Source organism: Streptococcus sanguinis (genome assembly GCF_020729725.1).
In the GTDB taxonomy this organism is placed as follows: domain Bacteria; phylum Bacillota; class Bacilli; order Lactobacillales; family Streptococcaceae; genus Streptococcus; species Streptococcus sanguinis_V.
On record NZ_JAJEPA010000023.1, the window covers coordinates 1 to 1,299 of the forward strand.

Genomic DNA, 1,299 nt, shown 5'->3' on the forward strand with positions numbered 1-1,299 from the left:
AGAGTGGACTTACCGCTGGTGTACCAGTTGTTCTGCCAAGAGCATCGCTGGGTAGCTATGTAGGGAAGGGATAAACGCTGAAAGCATCTAAGTGTGAAACCCACCTCAAGATGAGATTTCCCATAACGCAAGTTAGTAAGAGCCCTGAGAGAAGATCAGGTTGATAGGTTAGGAGTGGAAGTGTGGTGACACATGGAGCGGACTAATACTAATCGCTCGAGGACTTATCCTAGAATAAGAAATTCATCAGAGTGCAGCGAATGGTTTAGAGAAATGTTAGATTTGATATTGTATTCAATTTTGAGTTGACAAGGCTTGTCTGAGAGGACAGGACAGTTAATTCAATAGTTAAGTGACGATAGCCTAGGAGATACACCTGTACCCATGCCGAACACAGCAGTTAAGCCCTAGAACGCCGGAAGTAGTTGGGGGTTGCCCCCTGTGAGATATGGTAGTCGCTTAGCGAAGGGAGTTTAGCTTAGTTGTAATTGAGAGGAAATCGAAATTACAATCAGCGGATGAGAGAAACGAAGTTTCTCACCGTTGGCTGAGCTAGACTCCACCCTTTGGGAGTTTAGCTCAGCTGGGAGAGCATCTGCCTTACAAGCAGAGGGTCAGCGGTTCGATCCCGTTAACTCCCATATTCTGAAAAGAATAGGTCCCGTAGTGTAGCGGTTATCACGTCGCCCTGTCACGGCGAAGATCGCGGGTTCGATTCCCGTCGGGACCGTTGAAGTCGAGAAGATTTCAATAAAAGTAAGAGACTCGTTAGCTCAGTTGGTAGAGCATTTGACTTTTAATCAAAGGGTCACTGGTTCGAGCCCAGTACGGGTCATAAGAGCGGGTTTGGCGGAATTGGCAGACGCACCAGATTTAGGATCTGGCGCTTTAGGGCGTGGGGGTTCAAGTCCCTTAACCCGCATATAAGATAATAATGAGCCGGCTTAGCTCAGTTGGTAGAGCATCTGATTTGTAATCAGAGGGTCGCGTGTTCAAGTCATGTAGCCGGCATTTTTGAATAGGATGCGAACGTAGTTCAGTGGTAGAACATCACCTTGCCAAGGTGGGGGTCGCGGGTTCGAATCCCGTCGTTCGCTTGAGGCGGCCGGGGTGGCGGAACTGGCAGACGCACAGGACTTAAAATCCTGCGATTGGTAACGATCGTACCGGTTCGATTCCGGTCCTCGGCATAGACTTGTAAGAGGCAGTAGAAGAAGATGAGCACCCTTAGCTCAACTGGATAGAGTACCTGACTACGAATCAGGCGGTTAGAGGTTCGACTCCTCTAGGGTGCATTAA

At 48.7% G+C, this 1,299-nt stretch carries 8 tRNA genes and 2 rRNA genes; all 10 read left to right on the forward strand.

From position 1 onward, the window contains the following. Window positions 1-232: ribosomal RNA gene (locus tag K4I03_RS12135) — 23S ribosomal RNA — on the forward strand; the annotation flags it as partial. Window positions 233-348: 116 nt separating this feature from the next. Further along, window positions 349-464 (forward strand): 5S ribosomal RNA (rrf, locus tag K4I03_RS12140). 104 nt (window positions 465-568) lie between these two features. Further along, window positions 569-641: transfer RNA gene (locus tag K4I03_RS12145), tRNA-Val, on the forward strand. 16 nt (window positions 642-657) lie between these two features. Next, window positions 658-730: transfer RNA gene (locus K4I03_RS12150), tRNA-Asp, on the forward strand. A 32-nt stretch (window positions 731-762) separates the two neighbouring features. Continuing rightward, window positions 763-835: transfer RNA gene (locus tag K4I03_RS12155), tRNA-Lys, on the forward strand. 5 nt (window positions 836-840) lie between these two features. Beyond that, a tRNA-Leu gene (locus tag K4I03_RS12160) sits at window positions 841-922 on the forward strand. Window positions 923-938: 16 nt separating this feature from the next. Continuing rightward, a tRNA-Thr gene (locus tag K4I03_RS12165) sits at window positions 939-1,011 on the forward strand. A 14-nt stretch (window positions 1,012-1,025) separates the two neighbouring features. Continuing rightward, a tRNA-Gly gene (locus K4I03_RS12170) sits at window positions 1,026-1,097 on the forward strand. 7 nt (window positions 1,098-1,104) lie between these two features. Continuing rightward, window positions 1,105-1,190, forward strand: a tRNA-Leu gene (locus tag K4I03_RS12175). A 31-nt stretch (window positions 1,191-1,221) separates the two neighbouring features. After that, window positions 1,222-1,295 (forward strand) — tRNA-Arg (locus K4I03_RS12180). Window positions 1,296-1,299 lie beyond the last annotated feature (4 nt).